The sequence below is a fragment of the Anaerosolibacter carboniphilus genome (assembly GCF_014205875.1).
Classification (GTDB): domain Bacteria; phylum Bacillota; class Clostridia; order Peptostreptococcales; family Thermotaleaceae; genus Anaerosolibacter; species Anaerosolibacter carboniphilus.
The window spans coordinates 271,460-287,574 of sequence record NZ_JACHEN010000001.1 but is presented as its reverse complement, the minus strand read 5'-3'; the positions used below and the strand labels follow the sequence as shown (position 1 = coordinate 287,574).

At 37.9% G+C, this 16,115-nt stretch carries 12 protein-coding genes; all 12 read right to left on the bottom strand.

Annotated features, from left to right (window positions below; all coding sequences use genetic code 11):
• Window positions 1–14: 14 nt before the first annotated feature.
• The gene (locus HNQ80_RS01290) at window positions 15–1,640 is read right to left on the bottom strand and encodes an ABC transporter substrate-binding protein (protein WP_184307347.1); all 1,626 of its coding nucleotides are present in this window, start codon (window positions 1,638–1,640) and stop codon (window positions 15–17) included.
• A 307-nt stretch (window positions 1,641–1,947) separates the two neighbouring features.
• Window positions 1,948–4,305 carry a PEP/pyruvate-binding domain-containing protein gene (locus tag HNQ80_RS01285; protein ID WP_184307345.1) on the bottom strand — a complete coding sequence of 786 codons (2,358 nt, stop codon included), beginning with the start codon at window positions 4,303–4,305 and terminating at the stop codon, window positions 1,948–1,950.
• 15 nt (window positions 4,306–4,320) lie between these two features.
• The gene (locus HNQ80_RS01280) at window positions 4,321–4,932 is read right to left on the bottom strand and encodes a TetR/AcrR family transcriptional regulator (RefSeq protein WP_184307343.1); all 612 of its coding nucleotides are present in this window, start codon (window positions 4,930–4,932) and stop codon (window positions 4,321–4,323) included.
• A 298-nt stretch (window positions 4,933–5,230) separates the two neighbouring features.
• Entirely contained in the window at window positions 5,231–5,932 is a 702-nt protein-coding gene (locus HNQ80_RS01275; protein WP_184307341.1) for a response regulator, read from the bottom strand.
• 28 nt (window positions 5,933–5,960) lie between these two features.
• Window positions 5,961–8,690: a sensor histidine kinase gene (locus HNQ80_RS01270; protein ID WP_243182873.1), complete on the bottom strand. Its 2,730-nt coding sequence runs from the start codon at window positions 8,688–8,690 to the stop codon at window positions 5,961–5,963.
• Window positions 8,691–8,736: 46 nt separating this feature from the next.
• A complete protein-coding gene (locus HNQ80_RS01265) occupies window positions 8,737–9,108 on the bottom strand; it encodes an NAD-binding protein (protein WP_184307339.1) in 372 nt (123 codons plus the stop codon).
• A gap of 30 nt (window positions 9,109–9,138) precedes the next feature.
• Complete coding sequence (kdpC, locus tag HNQ80_RS01260; RefSeq protein ID WP_184307337.1) at window positions 9,139–9,711, bottom strand: potassium-transporting ATPase subunit KdpC; 573 nt, start codon at window positions 9,709–9,711, stop codon at window positions 9,139–9,141.
• A gap of 12 nt (window positions 9,712–9,723) precedes the next feature.
• A complete protein-coding gene (kdpB, locus tag HNQ80_RS01255) occupies window positions 9,724–11,790 on the bottom strand; it encodes a potassium-transporting ATPase subunit KdpB (protein ID WP_184307335.1) in 2,067 nt (688 codons plus the stop codon).
• Between the two features lie 27 nt (window positions 11,791–11,817).
• The gene (gene kdpA, locus HNQ80_RS01250) at window positions 11,818–13,563 is read right to left on the bottom strand and encodes a potassium-transporting ATPase subunit KdpA (protein WP_184307333.1); all 1,746 of its coding nucleotides are present in this window, start codon (window positions 13,561–13,563) and stop codon (window positions 11,818–11,820) included.
• Window positions 13,560–13,649 (bottom strand): potassium-transporting ATPase subunit F, encoded by a 90-nt coding sequence (locus HNQ80_RS26605; protein WP_408626294.1) that lies wholly within the window; start codon window positions 13,647–13,649, stop codon window positions 13,560–13,562. The genes kdpA and HNQ80_RS26605 overlap by 4 nt, the downstream gene beginning before the upstream one ends.
• Before the next feature lie 213 nt (window positions 13,650–13,862).
• Entirely contained in the window at window positions 13,863–14,747 is an 885-nt protein-coding gene (locus tag HNQ80_RS01245) for a methyltransferase domain-containing protein (protein WP_184307331.1), read from the bottom strand.
• Between the two features lie 439 nt (window positions 14,748–15,186).
• On the bottom strand, window positions 15,187–16,095 hold the full coding sequence (locus HNQ80_RS01240; RefSeq protein WP_184307329.1) for an MYG1 family protein: 909 nt from the start codon (window positions 16,093–16,095) through the stop codon (window positions 15,187–15,189).
• Window positions 16,096–16,115: the final 20 nt, after the last annotated feature.

Genomic DNA, 16,115 nt, shown 5'->3' with positions numbered 1-16,115 from the left:
TCCTCTTACACACATTATTCAAGATCAACATTTTCCAAAGATTCCACCCCTGTGATGTAAGGTGAGTAACCCTTAACCGACAGACGTGCAGCTAATACCGGCATTGTATGTACTAGTGGCACTGAGGGCATGTCTGAATTAACAATTTGCAGCAGCCTTCTATAGAGGTGTTTTCTGAAAACCATATCCGTAGCTTGTCGAGCTTGCGTAAGCAATAAATCTACTTCATCATTCTTATAAAAGGAATAATTGCCTGCATACCCTGTTTTTGCATTCTCAGAAGATAGCAGTGTATTTAGAAAATTATCTGGATCTATATTATCTCCCGTCCAACCAATCAAGGCCATCTCATGTTCTCCCCTCTGTATTCTGTTCAAGTATTCATCCCAGTCAAAAGTCTGAATTATGACTTCAATATTTACTTTTCTTAGGCTTTCTTTAATATACTCAGCTGTCTGAAAAGGTTTAGGAAAGTAATTTCTAGGAGAGTTCATAACCCATAAAGTAATTTTGAAACCTCGAGGATATCCAACTTTTGCTAAAAGCTGCATAGATTTTTCAGGATTATACTCACTCGGTTCTATGCTTTCGTTATATCCCCAAAGAAGAGGAGGAATCAGGGTTTTTGCGGGCTTTGCAAGATTTGCAAAAACTTCTTTGATCATTTCTTCTTTGTTGATTGCAAGACTGATCGCCGTTCTGACATCCTTATTGTCAAAAGGTGATTTTCCATTATTTATTGCTATATATCCTACATTAAAGCCTGGCCTCAATAATAACTGTAGATTCTGATCATCTTCTATCGCAACAACATCATCCGGTCCTAAATTATCAGCAATATGTATTGTCCCCTCCTTTAATTGCTCAAATCTATCTTCATTTGAAGGGATCACTTTGAATTCTACTTCATCAACTTTTGCAGGTGTGCCCCAGTATATATCATTACGTATTAGGAAAATGCTTTTATTGGGTTCCCAGCTTTTAAAGCTGAATGGTCCTGTTCCTACAGGATGTTTGTATACTTCATTGCCATATTTTCTGATGGCTTCAGGGCTTCCAATCCCAAATACAGGCATTGCCAAGGTATTTAGAAATGGAGCATAGGGTTTATTGAGCCTTATTTCAACACTATAATCAGACAAGGCGTTTACGCTTTTAGCGAATCCTGGAAAACCACCAAATACATAATTCCAATAATTGAATGATCCATCGTGATATGGATTGTTGTTATCCATCCATCGCTGAAAGTTAAACACCACTGCGTGGGCATCAAAAACCGTTCCGTCCTGAAATCTGACACCTTGACGCAGGCGAAATACCCAGGTCAGCCCGTCCTCACTGGACTGCCAGCTTGTAGCGAGCCCTGGTACGATTTCTTTTCCTTCCTTTTCATACTTAACAAGGGTTTCAAATATATTAACCGTTACTTTGACAGAATCCATATCTGTCGTATTCCCGGGATCCAGGCTTATAGAATCACTGGCACGACCTACGATGAGTCTTTTCTCCGTATTGGAATGATGAAAGACGCTAATAAAATTATTATATATACTGCTTATTTCCCGATGATATTCTAATGCAACAGTGAAAAGAAATATAAATATAAAAAGCAGAATGGCTATTTTATATCGCTCTTTCACCTTTTTCCCCCCAATAATTCATTTGTTTCACCGATAACATTTGTCTCAAAATATACTAATTTCATTGTAACTTATATTGTTAGAAATATCAAAATTTTTGAAAAATATTTCAACTATAATAATGAATTTTTTGAAACAAGCGAAAGATTTTTAAAAGCAAAGATATTGGTTGTTGCATCGTCAAAACCTTTTTTCTCTATAAAAACAAAAAGAAGAAGGCTTCAGTTCAAACGAACTTATCCTTCTTCTTTTTTCATATATGCATTCATACAGCACAATCATGTCACATAACAATCTCTCATCAGCATCATTCCAGGATATGCACGATTCCTTGGCCACCATCAACCAAAACCCGGTCTCCTGTCTTAAGTCTTATGGTGGCATTGCCGCATCCCACAACAGCTGGAATACCAAGCTCTCTAGCCACGATCGCCGCATGGGACAGCGGTGCTCCTACGTCAGTGATAACTGCTCCAGCTCTTGGGAAAAGAGGTGTCCATCCTACATTAGTAGTTGTGGCAACCAAAATTTCTCCAGGTTGAAGCTTTTCCCCATCTTCTGGATTTGTTAAAATACGTACCATTCCTTCTACCCTGCCCGCTGCCCCGGCAAAGCCCTTTAGTATTTCAGAATCAGATGCCATCGCAATCGGCATCCTAGAATCATAGTAGTCCATTCTTCTATTGGGATCTTTTACCCATTCAAAAGGATTGAATCGTCCCCGGATAACAGCTGGAAACGGAGGGAGCGCCTTGTATTTTTCATAGTTCTCTTTTCTAGCAGGAATATGCTTTACTGCTGCGTCTCTTCCAGAAAGCAGTCCCTCCACTTCATCTATATAGAGGAAGAACACATCCTCTCCTATGCCCGTAAGCTCTCCCGTCTTCCGTGCAAAGGCCCGGATAACCCTAAATACCCTTACGAACTCTGAACGGGCTGCTTCTCTAACACGAGCGCCTTCTGAGGCTTTCGCTATTTTCTTTTCAAACCATTTTACTTTATTTGGGAAACGCTCCTGAAATCTCTTCCAAGCAGCCTCATATTGGGTATGCTGCTTCTGCAGAAGTTCTTCTACATCGGTATCCGATTCTTTAAATTCCTTAATCTGTCTTTCCAACCAAGTATCATCCTCCGAAGGATCCGGTATGGATAACTCAAACTCATGGGGACCCCGATGACCATTCTGCTTAAGGTACTCTTCACGGCTCATTTCTCCTTTGAGAACCTTAGAGATGCCTACGACCGGTCCAAGACTTGCCAGCTCTGAATCTCCCCTTAGATTGGATAAAAGAGTATTCGCATTTTCTGTTCCCACCAGCTTTGTAAGCTTCTTACTCAATGTTAAAGCAACAACAGCATTGGTGCCACCAGCTAACAGCCCCCACCATGCCTTGGTATTATAGGGCTCAAGCTCATTCTTCCATAAGGTCAGCAGTTCTTCCTTGGTATTTATTTTTTTAATTGCTTCCCTCATCCTTCTGCACCAATCCGGTGTCTTTTGAATATGCTGCGGCATGATTTTTGAAATTTCTCGATACTTCTTAAAGTAATATTTGGCTCTCGGTACTATCGCTTTTAATACATCCATTCTTGAAAGTGGATAGACTGGAATCGTCAACCCCTCTGGCATCTGACCAAATATTTCACTGAGAATTTTTAAACCTATTTTAGCATTTCCATACATTGCGATAATGGCAGATAATCTTTGGCCGATATTTGAATATATTCTTCCACAAATATTACCGGACCATAAATAATACCCTGGTATAGTACTAGATTCAATATCCAGGTCCCTTACGATACTCCAGGTAAGGGGTGTAACCACATCGGGGATTGCCTCTCCCACGTTCGTATTTACCCAGATGGTATCACTAACTAAGCTTTCGTTTATTTCATAGGTATCCAAATTTCCTGATATCAATGTGGTGATCGGTCTTGCCTGTAAAAGATACAATTTTCCCCTTGCCACAGCCCATTCGATGTCCTGAGGACTTCCCAGCTCCTTCTCAAGCTTTGCTGCATATTGATACAGTTTATGTGCATATTTTTTAAACGCATCAGGACCATCATATTTTCCCTTCGGTCTATTTAATTTAAAGTCATATGCATTGGCTTCTCCAGAAACAAGCTGTTCTCCCAATCCATGGACATAATTGCCTATCATGCTTGCATAGCTGCCTGTGATCGGATCAGCCGTAAACAATACCCCTGAAATTTCAGAAGGCACCATCAACTGGACAACTACAGCAATTTGATGAGATTGATCGATACCTTGAACAGCGCTGTATACTTTGACTCTCTCCGACTGTCTTGATCTAAAAACCGCATAGATAGCATCCTGTATCTCTTTGTCCGTTCCTACATTGAGAACCGTTTCAAATTCTCCTGCAAAGGAAGCTTGGGCTGAATCTTCGCTTAAAGCAGAAGACCTTACTGCAAACAGTGCGTTTTCATTGTTTTTTCTTATTGTATTCAAATGGACCAGTATCTCGTTCCAGGCCTCATTATTTAGCTTCTCCCCCTGAAAAGCAGATGGTAAAACAACAAAGCCTTCCGGTACAGGATACCCATTTTGATACATTCTGGCTAACATGCCGCCCTTTCCACCTGCAGAGGACAGAAGCTCAGGTGTCAACTGACTAAAATCTTTGACCATATTTGCCATATCCGTTCCCCTCCTTTACTTTTCTATTCCATATCGAATCATATTCAGAAAACTGTTCCGCTCATCAAGAAAGCTTTGGAGATACGTTTCATCCAAATCGTTATTATCAGCTAATTCTGATATATACCTGTCATCGAAATGATTCAATGTCAGCATAACCAGTTTAAATGCCTGGCTGCGGTCCACACCCTCTCTAAGGGAAACTTTTTCAAACAATTGCTCTAACTGCTTATCCTTATGGGCAATCAGTGCTCCATATTTTTCTTCAATCTCCGCCTTCAAATCATCCGGTGTAGAAAAAAAAGCTTCTCTCACAAACTTGTGCACATCTGGATTTTTTCTGTAATAATCGAACTTAATAATACTGAATTTTTCTTTTGCCTCAAAAAAGTCCTGATATTCTAACAAATTATCAAAACCCATTTCAATTCCTCCTTTTTCAAAGCATCGATCCAGTACACAGAGATAAAGTTCTTTCTTACTCTTGAAATGATGGAAGATCAGTGCCTTGGATATGCCAGCAGCCTCTGCCAGCATTGCCGTGGAAGTACTTACATATCCATGGCGGGCAAACACAGATAGACAAACATCCAATATTTGTTCTTTTTCATAAAGTTGAAGTGGCAAATCCACCACCTCCTCTCAATTTGCTGACCTATTGGTTAGTAAAAATATAACACATACTAACCAATAGGTCAATATATTTTAATCAATTTTATACAAAGTAATACCTTTTTTCTTAAGTTAACAAAAAAAACCGCATCAAATGCGGTTTCAACAAAGTTATTTTTTAGCATGACGCCGTATCAGCACGAGCATCATCAAACCATCTTTATTCATCATCAGGTTCTCTATATCTTTTAATCATTTATCCTCAATACATTTCATATAGGCCTCTCCCCATTCAATCTTTTGCATGACGATACTACTCATCCGCCATTCTATATCCAACGCCAACTTCGGTTAGAATATATCTGGGTTGGGCCGGTTCTTTTTCAATCTTTCTTCGCAGACTTGCCATGAATACTCTTAGGGACTGGGTTTCATTTCCAATCATAGAACCCCATACCTCTTTGAGTATAAAGTTATGGGTTAATACTTTTCCGGCATGTCGGGATAAAAGTGTTAAAAGTTTATATTCAATTGGAGTTAAATGAATTTCTTCATTGTTTAAACTTACAATTCTTTTTTCAAAGTTAATCTTCAGATCTCCGAGTATGAACTCACTCATACAAGCTTTTGGTTCACTTTCAGGTCTATAAATATGCCTCAAAGATACTCTTAATCTAGCTAATAGCTCGGATATTCCAAAAGGTTTTGTAATATAGTCATCTGCACCTGAATCCAATGCTTCCACTTTCTCTCTCTCTTGTCCTCTGGCAGATACTACAATAATCGGTGTATTGGACCACAATCTCACTTTTGAAATAATTTCTAATCCATCCATATCCGGTAATCCAAGATCAAGAATAATGATATCTGGATTATAGGACATAATCATCGCAAGCCCTTTCTCACCATTTTCTGTTTCTATATATTTATAACCTTGTGTTTTCAGCGTAGCTAAAATAAAATTTCGAATAGCTTTATCATCTTCAATGACCAATATCAAAGGTTTAATATCCATAAAATTCTCCCTCTCAAAACAGAACAACTTAATTCAAAGGTAGTGAAAATCTAAAGAGTGCACCCCCTTCTTTTTTGTTCTGGGCTTCAATCTCTCCACCATGGGCTTCAACGATAGATTTACATATGGCCAGTCCTAGGCCTATACCCCTTCTGGAATCCTTTGATCCATTCTCTAATGTATAGAATCTATCAAATATGTGTTTAATTGAATCCTGCGGTAGCCCCTCGCCATTGTCAGATACTTCCATATAAGCTGATTCTTCTGCTGTAAAAGCTTTAATTTCTATCGTTGTACCCTTTGGCGTATATTTTATGGCATTGTCAATTAAATTAATTAAGACCTGCTCAATCAGCTTTCCATCCATTGGCACGATAAATATGTCTTCAGGTATTTTTACTTTAATCACATGCTCTTTTGCACGTTTTTTTACATGCTGAATCGCTTCAGATATGATTTCTTCAACCATTTCAGGAGTTTTTCTCAATTGCAATTTTCCTTCATCAATCCTTGTCATACTAAGGAGGTTCTCAACCAATCTCGTTAACCACTCTGAATCTTCATATATTCCATTCAGCAGCTCATTCATTGTTTCCTGATCCAATGTTTCCTTATTTTCTATTATCGTTGTCGTTGCCCCTGCAATACCAGCTAAAGGACTGCGCAGATCGTGGGATATAGCTCTTAATAAATTGCTCCTTAATTTCTCTCTTTCAATTTCTATTTTTGTTTCTTCCTGCTGTTCAGTAAGTCTCTCTCTTTCCAAAGCAATTGCCATTTGAGCTGTTACTGATTCTAAAAAATGACGTTGATCAATATCAAGCATCTCATCACAACATTTAACACCTATTACCCCCATTATATTTTGATGGGTTTTTATTGGTACATAATAAGCAACGGAGCCTGGCAAAGTATCAGTTCCAACACCCGCATTTTTCCCATTTTTAAAAACCCAATTCACCACCGCTTCTTCATTTTTATCCAATAAATCCTGGGTCCTTTTACCCTGTGTATTCAGAATCGGTTCCATTAAGTTGTCGTCTTCATCACTTAAATATACGATGATATCTCTCTTTAAAATGCTGGTAAGATACTCAATTCCCTTGACTACAATGGATTTTCTGCTGGATACATTTAAAAAGCTGCGCGTGATGTCATAAAGCATTTGCGTATATTCTTCTCTTTTTAAGGACGTTACCATTTGATGTTGGATTCTTGAAGTTAAAGTGCTGGTAAATAAAGCTACCGAAAGCATAATGGGAAAAGTAACCAGATAACCAGCATCATATGCTGAAAAAGTAAATATAGGTTCAGTAAAAAAATAATTAAATGCCAATACGCTTAAAACAGATCCGATCATGCCCATTAAATACCCCTTTGTTATAAGCGTCATAACAAGCACACCAACGATATACGCCATGATAATATTTGCTTCAGCGAATCCTACGGCATAAAAAGCATAGGCTAAAGCTGTAGCCAAACATAGCACACCTATAATTTTCAAAAAATCAATTTTGGAAAATGTAAATTTTAAAAGTAGATCAGCATTTTTATTTGTGGTTCTTTTTCTATTCTGATAATCCTGTGGCGTACCTGGAATAACATGAACATCGATATATAAGGTGAGATCCAGAAGTCTATTTACAATATCTTTTTTAAAAATATTGAATAAAGCATTTTTCGGTTTTTGGTTTCGTCCAATTACGATTTTCGTTACATTTCTTAGATTCCCATAGTTTACCAATTGTTCCACAATGTCATCACCATGTAATTTTACGACTTCTGCCCCTAATTGTTCTGCAAGGGCCATATTCTTTTGCAGTTGTTCTTGAATCTTTTTATCCATGTATTTATCTTCTGATGTTTGAACATAGGCGGCAATCCATTTTGCTTGTAAGGAATCTGCCATCCGAGCAGCCGTCCGAACCACTTTTGCAGAAGCAGGCGATGGACTGATACACCCTAACAATAACTCTTTCGTGGGTAATATTTTTACATTTTTTTTAGATAATCGGGCAATTTCAACTTCTTTATTGACACGATCAGCCGTTCTTCGCAATGCAATTTCTCTTAAAGCAACTAAATTTTCCTTCTGAAAAAAGTTGTTTTGTGCCCTCTTTGCTTGATCTTTTCTATAGACTTTTCCCGCTTCGAATCGCTTTAGAAGATCTTCTGGCTCAATATCTATTATCTCAACTTGCCCGGCTTCATCGAAAACCTTATCTGGTATTGTTTCTTTTACAAACACATTTGTTATACTTGCAACGATATCATTTAAACTCTCAATATGTTGGACATTGACAGTTGTGTAGACATCTATACCCGCATCCAATAATTCATATATGTCCTGCCATCTTTTTTTATATTTAGAACCTGGCGCATTGGTATGGGCCAGCTCATCAACTAGCATAGCCTCTGGTCTTCTCTTTAGTGCTGCCTCCAAATCAAATTCCTTAATATAAATACCCCTATAAAATATATCCTTTGTTTCTAATACTTCTAATCCATCCAGGAGAGCTAAAGTTTCTGGACGAGTATGGGGCTCTATATAACCGACAACTACATCTATACCAGATTTCTTGATTACATGGGCAGCATCCAGCATTGCATAGGTTTTTCCAACGCCGGCAGCATAGCCAAAAAAAATTTTCAACATACCTTTAGACTTAAGGTCGTTTTCGGACTTTATTTTCGCTAGCAATTGCTCTGGATCCGGCCTCGTTTCCAAGTTGATATTTTTCATACCACTTCTATCCATTATTCATCACCCTACTTTTAATGAACTTGGGCATTTTATGAAACGCCTATAAAAATTTATGAATAGTAACTGTATCTATTTCAAATTTTTCATAGAGTTTGCTATTGTTAGTCTCACAAGTATATACGACCACATTTTTAACATTATACACCCGTTTCGCCGTTACTGCCAGTAAAGCATTGATATCTTCATCCATTGTCCATATGAAAACTGTATCTGCACTTGATATATTTGCTTTTTCTAAGGTACTTTCCTCCTTTAAATCTCCTATGACCAAGTTTCCTCGGAAATCTGCTGGCAAACTTTGAGCATATTGAGTTTCAGGAAAAATTACTGTGAGATGATCGATAGCGCCTGCAACGATATGGATAAAGTCCCTGCAGGCCTTACTATCTCCTCCTATTATAACATGGTTCATATGATCCCCCTCCATGCTGTAATAAAACTATTACAGATTATCAATGTCTATATTCAGTTTGACAACATTGACCCTTGGCTCACCTAAAATACCTAATTGTCTTTTTTCTGTATTTTTATCAATCAAACGAATTAGTGTATCTTTGTCAATATTTCTAACTTTGGAAATCCTATCTACTTGATAAAGGGCAGCTGCTGGTGAAATATGAGGATCCAGCCCACTTCCAGATGCAGTAATGAAATCAACAGGTATTTTTTGATTGTTATCCGGGTCCAGCTCTCTAATCAGCTTGATTCTTTGTTGCACCATATCTTCTAGTTCCTTTCCTGCCGGGGTTTTATTTGACCCAGAAGAAGAACCTCCGTTATAGGGAGTGGGTGATGTAGTTGAAGGTCTTGACCAAAAATATCTATCAGATGTAAATTCTTGCCCAATCAATTCTGATGCTACAGGTTTATCATTTTTATAGATAATGCTTCCGTTCGCTTTATTTGGAAAAATTATTTGTGCTATCGCAGTACAGGCAAGGGGGTATATGAAGCCTGTTATGATCGTCATCACCAAGACAAATTTTAAAGACTGTTTCACCACATTATTTTTCATGTAAAACCCTCCTTATACGATACCTATGGCTGTAATAAGCATATCGATTAACTTTATAGCAACAAATGGTGCAATGATACCACCGACGCCATATACAAGTAAATTCTTTCTTAACAGCTGATCTGCTGGCACTTCTTGATACTTAACACCTTTCAATGCTAAAGGAATCAATCCTATAATGATAAAGGCATTATAGATCACTGCTGAGAAAATTGCACTTTCCGGACTTGATAAACCCATAATATTTAACTTATTCAACACTGGATACATGCCTACAAACAATGGTGGTATGATGGCAAAATATTTTGCGATATCATTTGCAATACTAAAAGTCGTTAACGCACCTCTTGTCATTAATAACTGCTTTCCTATCCTCACGATATCTATAAGTTTTGTTGGACTTGAATCTAAATCCACCATATTTCCCGCTTCCTTAGCCGCTTGGGTTCCTGTATTCATGGCAACAGCTACATCTGCTTGAGCCAGTGCCGGTGCATCATTTGTACCATCACCGGTCATGGCGACTAAATGACCTTTTTGTTGGTATTCTCGAATTAACTCAAGTTTTGCTTCCGGCGTTGCTTCAGCTAAGAAATCATCTACACCTGCTTCAGCTGCAATCGCTGCTGCAGTTAATGGATTATCACCTGTTATCATAATCGTTTTAATACCCATTTTTCTCAGGTCTTCAAACTTTTCTTTTACGCCAGATTTTACGATGTCTTTTAAATAAATAACGCCAAGTACCCTGTCATTTTTAGCAACAACCAGGGGAGTTCCACCTGCTTTTGAAATAGACTCTACAATTTCTTTGCAGTCCTTTGGGAAATTTCCACCTTTACTTTCAATATAATTTTTTACTGTATCAGCAGCCCCTTTGCGAATTTCATCCTTTCCAATATCAACACCACTCATTCTCGTTTTAGCTGAGAAAGGAATAAACTTAGCTCTTAATTCATTCAAATTTCTTCCCCTTAAACCATATTTCTCTTTTGCCAAAACTACAATACTTCTACCTTCTGGTGTTTCATCTGCTAATGAACTTAACTGTGCCGCATCTGCCAATTCTTTTTCACTTACACCTTGTACTGGTTTAAATTCACTGGCCCTTCTATTTCCTAATGTGATCGTTCCTGTTTTATCCAATAGCAATGTATCCACATCCCCAGCAGCCTCTATTGCTCTACCTGATGTTGCCAATACATTGGCTTGATTTAACCGACTCATCCCTGCAATACCTATTGCTGATAAAAGCGCACCAATCGTAGTAGGCGCCAGGCATACCAACAATGCAATCAAGGCAGTGATGGATGTAACTTCTCCTCTACCACTCTGTTCTACCCCAAAAATACTATAGGGATAAAGCGTTGCTGTTACTACCAAGAAAATAATTGTAAGGGTTGTCAGTAATATTTGTAATGCAATCTCATTTGGTGTCTTCTGTCTTGTAGCGCCTTCCACCATGGCGATCATTTTATCGAGAAAACTCTCTCCAGCTTCTGCAGTCACCCTTATTATCAGCCAATCAGACAACACCGTCGTTCCTCCTGTTACGGCGCTTCTGTCTCCACCAGACTCCCTTATAACAGGAGCACTTTCCCCAGTGATTGCACTCTCATCAACGGATGCTGCACCTTCAATTACTTCTCCATCAGCGGGTATTTGCTCACCTGCTTCTACAAATACAATGTCTCCTTTTTTCAGTTCTGAGGATTTGACCATTTCAAAAGAAGCATTTCTATTTGGATTTTCTAATTTTTTAGCTGCCACATCTTTCTTTGCTTTTCTTAAACTTTCAGCTTGAGCCTTTCCTCTACCCTCTGCAATGGCTTCCGCAAAATTTGCGAAAATGACAGTAAACCATAGTAGGATTGAAATCCCAAATATAAAGCCTGCATCAGCATCTGCATAGCCGAATAATGCCCCGAAGAATAACCCCGTTGTCAATAGTGCCCCTATATACACCACAAACATGACCGGATTTTTAATTTGTGTTTTTGGTGATAGCTTATATATGGAATCTTTTATAGCATTGATAAAGATATCTTTTGTGACAAATCTATGATCTTCTTTTTTCATCTTCTACAGCTCCCTTCATAAATCACACTATCTAAATATCATCTGAAGATGTTCTACCAAAGGTCCCAATGCTAACGCTGGGAAGAAACTTAATGCACCAACCATTAATACGACGGCAATGAGCAGGCCTATAAATAGTGTATTATGGGTAACAAGCGTACCTGAAGTTACAGGTATGGTTTTCTTCTTTGCCAGGGAACCAGCTATGGCAATCATCGGCAGCATTGGTCCGAATCTAGCCAGCATCATTGCGATTCCCAGTGTAATATTTAAAAATACCGTGTTTGCGTTAAATCCTGCAAAGGCACTACCATTGTTATTTCCTGCCGATGAATATGCATAAAGTATTTCTGAGAATCCATGGGGCCCAGGATTATTTAACGAATCCATAACACCAGGATTTACAGCTGCCATAGCAGTTCCTATTAATACTACCGCCGGTGGGATTAATACGGCCAGGGATGCCATTTTCATCTCAAAAGGCTCAATCTTTTTACCCAAATATTCCGGTGTTCTTCCCACCATCAGTCCAGCAACAAAGACGGCTACGATCACAAAGGAAAGCATACCGTATAGTCCTGAACCAACGCCGCCAAATATAACTTCTCCAAGCTGCATAAGAAGCATTAAAGGTAATCCTCCCAATGGCGTATAAGAGTCATGCATTGAATTTACAGAACCATTGGAAGCTGCAGTGGTAGCTGTAGCCCATATAGAAGAATTCACGATTCCAAATCTTACTTCTTTTCCTTCCATATTTCCGCCGGATTGATCCATGGAATAAGCTAAATCAACTTGATTATTTTGACTCAATTGTGGTGTTCCAATTTGTTCCAAGGTCACTACTGAAGCAAGGCATAGGACGAATACAATCATCATGGCAATGAATATTGCTCTACCCTGGCGCATGTCTTTTACAAGATACCCAAAGGAGAAGCATAAGGCTAGGGGTATCAGTAAAAGGGCCAGCATTTCCAATAAATTTGACAATGGTGTTGGATTTTCTAAAGGATGGGCTGAATTGACACTAAAAAATCCTCCTCCATTTGTCCCCAATTGTTTAATGGCAATCTGACTTGCCGCAGGTCCCACTGCAATCGTTTGGGTAGTAATTACGGATCCATCCTCCAGCACGACTGGTTCCATAAGAGATACCTGTTGATAAGGTTTAAGGTTTTGTACCACACCTTGGGAAACAAGCATAAGTGTTAATATAATAGACAGTGGTAACAATACATACAATGTTCCCCTAACCATATCGGTCCAAAAGTTACCGATTTTTGTGGTCTCTTTTCTGCTGAATCCTCGTATCAAAGCAAATAATACAGACATTCCACCCGCTGCAGATATGAAGTTTTGCACTGTAAGTCCGGCCATCTGTGCAAAATAACTTAAAGTAGTTTCTCCACCATATGCCTGCCAGTTTGTGTTCGTTGTAAAGCTCATGGCAGTGTTAAAAGCAAGATCCGATGGTACAGATCCTAATTTTTCAGGATTGAAAGGCAATATTCCTTGCAATTTTTGTATGAAGAAAACAAACAAAAACCCAAAAACACTATACATTACAACTGCTTTCAAGTACTCCTTCCAGTTCATTTCGTGGTCTTTTTCTGTTCCTATCAACCTATATATAAAATTTTCTATTGGCGTTAATACAGGGCTTAAGATCACTTTTTCTCCTTCATATACCTTTGCCATGTACTTGCCTAATGGTTTTCCAAGCAAAACCAATATAACTAGGTACAATACGATCTGAGTAATAATATTCATCATAATTCTTCCCCCTTCATCAATACAAAGAACAAGTATACTAGTAAAGCTGCTGCAGTTATTAAAAAAATAACTTGAATAAAATTCATATACACCACCCTTTCAAGTTTATCTATATTTCTATTTTATCTATGTCGCTGTAAATATTGGGTTAAGAGTAGAATAGATGGTATAAAGATTTTGTTAAGATGAAGACAGGACAGTTGATCAACTGTCCTGTCTTCATGAATCTTCTATGGATTTTATGGATTGATTGAAAAGGCAGATCAATCACACTGATCCCTTCTCATTTTTGATTCATCTCACTTTTTCTTTCTGCCAATGATTATTGCGAGATTTACAGTGATAGAAGATATATTTTTTTCAAATATACCATTTAATCTTTCTGGACTTTTGCCCCATGTCAATGGCGTCATTTCAATCAAATATGGTAAGAGCTTTTCATCGACAGCAAATTTATAGCTGATATTTTGAATATCCATCACATCTAATCTTTGGCTAAAATAGTTGATTACTTTATTATTGGAATAATGCATATCCTTCCTGTCATTATAAATCGTTTCTCGTAGTTCTTTCAGATACTGCGGCTCTGGGACTACTTTTATGATGATCGCAGAATTGCTTAATACTCGTTCGAACTCTTCATAATTAGCAGGGGAAAGTATATTTAGCAGAACATCAAAGCTACTGTTTTGAAAAGGCAATCTCGCTAAGTCAGCTATACTCCAAATAATATCACTGCTGTTATTTGCAGCGATATGAATGCTGTCTTTTGATATATCTACGCCCATAAAAGTATATCTTGCATCTTTTTCAATTCGTTGAGAAAGCCTATAAAGGTGTGATCCTTCGCCACATCCCGCATCCAAAATATTCAGCTCTTTTCCTTTTTGATATTCTCCAATTATTTGAGCTAATGCATTTATAAATGGATCATAGAAACCAGCTTCACAGACTTTATGTCTGGCCTCAAATAATTCTTTGGAATATACGGGCTTATATCTGGATGTCAATAAATTCAAATAGCCTTTCTTAGATAAATCAAAGCAGTGTTTTGAGTTACAAATCATACTATAGGCATGATTCATACCCATCGCTTCACCGCATATTGGACATCTAAATAACCTTTGATTTTTCCTGATTGATTCTTTCGCTCTATCTTTTTTCTTATTACTTTTCGTATACATATCCTCAAATTCACCTCATTTAGTAATCTGATGTGAATTCTTGAAAATGAACAGTCTGAGTTTAATATAAAAAAGGTTGCAAATGAACATGCTTCATCTGCAACCTTTATATAGTATTTATTGAATATAGACACACAAAAACTGCATTGAGGCAATATTGTGCTGAATGTCCATAATAAATGATAAATCTAAGGTGTTCGAATGTTCATTGCAAGAATCCGTAAATAAGGTACAACAAAAAAGCCTACAGCATTAGGCATTTGAAACCTTATTTTTATTTAGTTATTTGTATTAAACTAAACAACGGAGTCTCATCTTAGCAATATACACGCTTACACCTCTTTTCTAAATGTGCTATTAGCTTAACATATTTCCAACGAATCTTCAAGATGTGCTGAGCATACTTCATAAATCAATTCTATCAAATCAAAGAAATATTTCAATCTTCCTCGTCACTACAATAGATTGCAAGCTCTGCTAGTCTCATTATTCCCTCAAAGCTTTCTGCAATTGCAATGAACCTTCCAGTGTGGCAAAATACAGAATCTTCAACCCCTGTTATAGCTGCAAGCTTCCCATTTTCCAGGCCGGCCCAAGACTTCGGCAGATGCTTTTTCGTTCTACCATCCTGACCTCTTATGGTCTGTACTGCATATTTATCTTTATCTGGATGGATGACAAGAACAACTTCACCCTCTTCATCAATTTCTTGAACAGTTTCTTCCCATGGGCAATATGTATCAAGAACTAAAATTTCTGGTCTCTCTCTGTTTCCATATGCTCGTACAACGATATCCCTTGCCTTTATTACAGCCAATCTACGCTTGATTGTATTTTCTAAAATAGGTATGGCTGCCTCTACGGCTTTATGAAAGGCTTTGTCTTCCATTTTTTCTGAATACCATGGCGGGTTATATCCCGATATGATCGTTGATATATTCATGGAAGGAATCATTTCATCTGCTATCCTTACACCATTATCTTGAGCATCAATACCCTCAATTAGGAACCTATCCACATAATAGAAAACAGATTCAATTTCCTCCTTGGTTAAGGATGGATCCTCCATGATTATCACTTCTCTACCGAATCTATTCCATATTAGACCACAGGCGGCGAAAGGTATCCCATCATCTCGATAGACTTTTTCGATGCCATGGTGGTCGAAATCCCCTCCACCCACATCATATACGATATCTAGTTCCCCTAGCTTCTGAGGATCTCTTGTTCTAATGATTTCAATTTCAAAAACCTTTTTCAAAATTGCAGTTGCCATTACCTCATCGGCGTGGAATCTACCATCATGGGTACCCACCCTTTTAAAATTTTTTTTAGTGTCTATTGCCATCAACTCCTTAAGTATTCTGT

What these genes read in the sequence shown, in the direction of transcription:
- kdpA (WP_184307333.1), bottom strand. Translation starts at nt 13,563, where the DNA reads ATGATGAATATTATTACTCAGATCGTATTGTACCTAGTTATATTGGTT.
- HNQ80_RS26605 (WP_408626294.1), bottom strand. Translation starts at nt 13,649, where the DNA reads ATGAATTTTATTCAAGTTATTTTTTTAATAACTGCAGCAGCTTTACTA.
- HNQ80_RS01240 (WP_184307329.1), bottom strand. Translation starts at nt 16,095, where the DNA reads ATGGCAATAGACACTAAAAAAAATTTTAAAAGGGTGGGTACCCATGAT.
- kdpC (WP_184307337.1), bottom strand. Translation starts at nt 9,711, where the DNA reads ATGAAAAATAATGTGGTGAAACAGTCTTTAAAATTTGTCTTGGTGATG.
- HNQ80_RS01275 (WP_184307341.1), bottom strand. Translation starts at nt 5,932, where the DNA reads ATGGATATTAAACCTTTGATATTGGTCATTGAAGATGATAAAGCTATT.
- HNQ80_RS01270 (WP_243182873.1), bottom strand. Translation starts at nt 8,690, where the DNA reads ATGGATAGAAGTGGTATGAAAAATATCAACTTGGAAACGAGGCCGGAT.
- HNQ80_RS01245 (WP_184307331.1), bottom strand. Translation starts at nt 14,747, where the DNA reads ATGTATACGAAAAGTAATAAGAAAAAAGATAGAGCGAAAGAATCAATC.
- kdpB (WP_184307335.1), bottom strand. Translation starts at nt 11,790, where the DNA reads ATGAAAAAAGAAGATCATAGATTTGTCACAAAAGATATCTTTATCAAT.
- HNQ80_RS01285 (WP_184307345.1), bottom strand. Translation starts at nt 4,305, where the DNA reads ATGGCAAATATGGTCAAAGATTTTAGTCAGTTGACACCTGAGCTTCTG.
- HNQ80_RS01265 (WP_184307339.1), bottom strand. Translation starts at nt 9,108, where the DNA reads ATGAACCATGTTATAATAGGAGGAGATAGTAAGGCCTGCAGGGACTTT.